Here is a 3772-nt window from a genome sequence, read left to right on the forward strand (position 1 = left end):
ATCTCAAGAAATCCTTGGGCTTGCTGTTGAGGGGGGGGCGGGGTGCCGGTTTGTGCAGCCGTGACCCCATTCTGAAGGGCTTCTGATGCACTGGTGGCTCCGCGCTGGGAGAGCTTACCCTGGAGCTGAATCAAGCGCGCATTGTTCATCTGGACATTGCGCTCCATCTCCGCAAGGTCAAGCCCCGTCAGCTTGAGGGCCGCGTAGCTTGCCGTCTTGGCGCTCACTGCAGTGTCTTTCAGCGTCTCGGGGTGAAGCTGCTGGTTAATGTACGTCTTGAGCCCGAGCTTCTTGACCTGCTCAATATCTCCCGGGCGCGGGCCAAACCCCAAGCGATTGAGCGTGTGGACAATGCGCTGCTCTTCCGTGAGAGGCTTGTCAGCAGGGAGGGCCGGGGCCACAATCCCCAGCGTCAGTGCTAAGAGTGAGTAAGAGAGTTTCATAGAGTTTTCGACGTCTTTCCCTGTCCAATGTTCAGTCTAGCGGCGCTGGAACTCGGGGGAGCCTAGGAGCAAAGCCACGGCTTTGGTGCCCGTCGCGCCCTGTTTCTGGATCGTGGCGCGGGTCGCGGGCGAGAGCGGGTGCCCGAGCAGACGCAGTGCCAGCACATCGGGCTTCTCCTCCGAGATCGGGGGGAGCGCCAGGTCATCAAGCTTGCCTGCCGTGAGCTTGAGCGCGTAGTTGATGCGCCCGATCAGTGCGCCACTGGACACCCACTTGCTGGAGTCCTCGGGGTAGCCGGTCGGGAAGGCGTAGCGAAAAAGAGGCTGCCCTAGGAGGCTGATCTGGCCCGCCGTGCGCGTCTCACTACCCACACCCGTCTTCTTACCAAAGCCTTGATCTGCGCCTTTGGTCTTCTCCCCTACCTTGTAGGTCGCGCCGAGTGCTCTTGCTGCGGAGACAACAAACTCAAAGGGCGACTTGACTTTGCTTTTATACGCCGTAGTGCTGAAGAACTCGGGGCTGCTGGTGATCGTCGCTAAAATCTCGCGGATGTCGCCGTCGGTCTTCTTCCAGGTCGCCACGCACTTGTCCACCAGGCTCGCGGGGGGATTGTCAGACACGAACCGGCGGCAGAGCTTGGTCGAGATAAAGCGCATCGTGGAGGGATGCCGTGCGAGCAGTGTAAGAGCGGCATCGCCATCGCTCTGATCGCCGCCCGCAGGCAGGCGCAGGCCCAGCACTTCCTTGGCTTTCTTATCATGGCGGCTGTCGTGGTACTCGAATTCCGCACTGTACTTTCCACCGCGCACGCCCCAGCCGGTGAGACAACGTGCCAGCTCGGTGACGTCCTTTTGGGTGTAGCCGCCATCAACGCCAAGCGTGTGAAGCTCCATCACCTCACGGGCATAGTTCTCGTTCAGACCACCAGCCTGCTTTTTGGCTTTTCCCCTGCCCGCCGTCGCGACAGCTGCTGTGGATTGATCGTTGTCTAGGTAGAGCATCATCGCCGCGGAGTGTGCGGAGGCATTAAGCAGCTCGCTAAACTTGCCTAGCACGTGGGGCCGGATCACCTGCTGCTCATCAATGATCTTTGCGGTTCGGACTTTCGAGACATCAATATTAAAGTGGTTGCTCCAGAAGTCCACTAACACTTCCTGAAGCTGCTTCTCACTCTCCATGGCCCGCACCAGCTTATTGTCCATCGTCTGCTGGCTTGCCTGCGCCACTTGCTCTTTGGCCTCCACCGACTCTTTCAGGGCCGTGCGCTGCTTCTCCGTGAGCTGCTCGCGCATCTCTTTCTTACTCAGCTCTTTACCGACTTGCGTGGCTTTTTGTTGGAGCTTCTTTTTGATCTGCTTGCCGCCCTGACGCGCTTCGGCTTCGAGGCGATTCAGAGCACGAGGCGTTAGTGCAAGGGCCGAAAAAGTGGCTGTCTTCGCCTCGATTGCTTGGTCCTGGAGCGCTTCGGGGTGGAGCTGCTGGTCAATATACGTCTTCAGACCCAGCTTCTGGACGCGCTCAATATCTCCCGGGCGCGGTCCAAATCCCAGGCGGTTGAGCGTGTGGACAATGCGTTGCTCCTCCGTGAGAGGCTTGTCAGCAGGGAGGGCCTGCGCAGCCACTCCCAGCGCCAGTGCCAAGAGAGTGTAGTGTCGTTTCATGGGGCTTAGGACGAGAACTTAGGCGAGAAGTTCAGCAAAAAAATGCCACCTGACAACGCCAGGTGGCTTAGAGGAGGAATGGAGAGGAGGATACTAGAGAAATGGGTGGCACAGAGGCTAGGGAATCAGAAGCCTCTGCGCAAGTTCGATACCGGTCGGAGGTGGGGCATTCATCAGGTGAGTGAGCCCTGTCTCTTCCAGTGTCACTTTGAGGTCGGGGGAGGGCTCGATATTCCAGGCGACACCTACCATTTGCGCGACGCGGGCAAAGGTGACGAGAGTGGAGACACCCGCTGGCTCTACAAACTCAAGTGGGCTCAGATCCAGTGTCAGGTGCAGGGGGCGCTCGCCTAAAGCACTAAAGATGGTGTCTCGAAACGAGAGAACCGTATTGACATCTAGCCTTCCCTGTGCAGTCAGTGAGAGACTCCCATCGGGCTGCCAGCTCTGGCTTACCGTGAGGAGATGCGCATCGACATGGGCAGTAGGGCGCCCTCGCCGAGGAGCCGAAAAGACAGGTCGGGATTGCCTTGTCTCCGCATCGTGAAATACACAGTCGTTCATGATGTGCACTACTGCAACATTAATGCCTTAACGTCAAATAACGCAAAAAACACCGTGCCTTCATCAGGATAATACAGCATCCGCGACAGGATAGATGTGATATGGCCATCACACCGTATAGAAAAACTAACAGCTTGGCGAATTACGGGCTAAATATCTCATAGATTAACTCGCACGATTACGAGGATAAAGCGATGCAAATAACCCTTGAGATTCCGGATGCTCTGCTGGACATGAATGACAGTGCCCCGATTGATGCACAAATGCAGGTCTTTTTAACCTTGCTTCGTGCGGCGGCGGATGGCGATCCAGGATGAGCTTGCGATTCAGCTCTACACGGAGACTCTGCGTCTGCCTGAGGCTGTCAATGATCGTCGCAATGGGTTTGCCCGCTGGGTAAAAACGCAACGGGAGCATCTGGAGAGCTGGATTGATGTGCACGTTGAAGAAAATATCAGTGCGCTCCGTCCCCAGCTATCCCTAGACGGTCAGGCGCGTCAGGTTGCGGAAGTTGCGGAAGAGCTTATCAGTGCTCAGTTTCGTCAGGAGACATGCCGACGGCTTTGGAAGACACTGGCTGCCTACGCTGTCCATACCTATGCATCTCGTTGGACCACTCTCAATCTGGGAGAGAGTTTTCAGGCAGGGGAGCCTCAACATCGTAGCGGTATCTGGCTCATTCCTGTCTTTGATAAACAGAGCGCTTCTTGGCTGACCACACTTCGTTTGAACGCGACAGGGGAGTCGCTCAGTGATCCCAAAGCCCTCCGGAGTGAGATTGACGTTCGGCTAGGACGGCTTCAAGTTGTCCTAACGTAAAGCATTTTAAGGCTTTTTAATGCCTTATAGGGCATTCTTTCAATGTCTTAAACTTACTCTTTTCTGAGCCTTTTGCACGAATCATTTTCGCTTCCGAGAAATGGGGAAATCTTAGATTATCCGCTTTGATTCGCGCAAAAGGCTCCTATCTTAAATCCATTTCTAGAAGGGCGATTGCATATAAAATCCGAGGTATTCTGAGCCAAAATGCACTTGGCTCAGGAGGGCCTCACCCCATTGATGGAAGCCACGGATACCCCGAAAACAACGCGATATTCTCTCAT

Annotated in this window: 5 protein-coding genes; 2 read left to right on the forward strand and 3 right to left on the reverse strand. The window is 55.8% G+C overall.

What is annotated here, in order from left to right; all coding sequences use genetic code 11:
• The 3 genes from RMO15_RS32525 to RMO15_RS32535 form a co-directional block, all read right to left on the reverse strand.
• On the reverse strand, positions 1-443 hold a 443-nt coding region (locus RMO15_RS32525; protein ID WP_309723306.1), incomplete at its 3' end, for a DUF1800 family protein.
• Positions 444-479: 36 nt separating this feature from the next.
• Positions 480-2105 (reverse strand): DUF1800 domain-containing protein, encoded by a 1626-nt coding sequence (locus RMO15_RS32530; RefSeq protein WP_309723309.1) that lies wholly within the window; start codon positions 2103-2105, stop codon positions 480-482.
• Positions 2106-2222: 117 nt separating this feature from the next.
• Complete coding sequence (locus RMO15_RS32535) at positions 2223-2669, reverse strand: STAS domain-containing protein (protein ID WP_309723312.1); 447 nt, start codon at positions 2667-2669, stop codon at positions 2223-2225.
• Between the two features lie 194 nt (positions 2670-2863).
• Here RMO15_RS32535 and RMO15_RS32540 point away from each other — a divergent pair, with 194 nt between their 5' ends.
• Together RMO15_RS32540 and RMO15_RS32545 are read left to right on the forward strand one after the other, a co-directional pair.
• Positions 2864-2986, forward strand: coding sequence for a hypothetical protein (locus tag RMO15_RS32540; RefSeq protein WP_309723314.1), 123 nt, complete (start codon positions 2864-2866; stop codon positions 2984-2986).
• A complete protein-coding gene (locus tag RMO15_RS32545) occupies positions 2970-3488 on the forward strand; it encodes a hypothetical protein (protein ID WP_309723317.1) in 519 nt (172 codons plus the stop codon). Before RMO15_RS32540 ends, RMO15_RS32545 begins: the two co-directional genes overlap by 17 nt.
• The last annotated feature ends 284 nt before the right edge of the window (positions 3489-3772 follow it).

The organism is Armatimonas sp. (assembly GCF_031410135.1).
In the GTDB taxonomy this organism is placed as follows: Bacteria; Armatimonadota; Armatimonadia; order Armatimonadales; family Armatimonadaceae; genus Armatimonas.

Excerpts from the sequence above, each read along its gene's own strand:
- RMO15_RS32530 (WP_309723309.1), bottom strand. The coding sequence starts at position 2,105 with ATGAAACGACACTACACTCTCTTGGCACTGGCGCTGGGAGTGGCTGCG.
- RMO15_RS32535 (WP_309723312.1), bottom strand. The coding sequence starts at position 2,669 with ATGAACGACTGTGTATTTCACGATGCGGAGACAAGGCAATCCCGACCT.
- RMO15_RS32545 (WP_309723317.1), top strand. The coding sequence starts at position 2,970 with ATGGCGATCCAGGATGAGCTTGCGATTCAGCTCTACACGGAGACTCTG.
- RMO15_RS32540 (WP_309723314.1), top strand. The coding sequence starts at position 2,864 with ATGCAAATAACCCTTGAGATTCCGGATGCTCTGCTGGACATGAATGAC.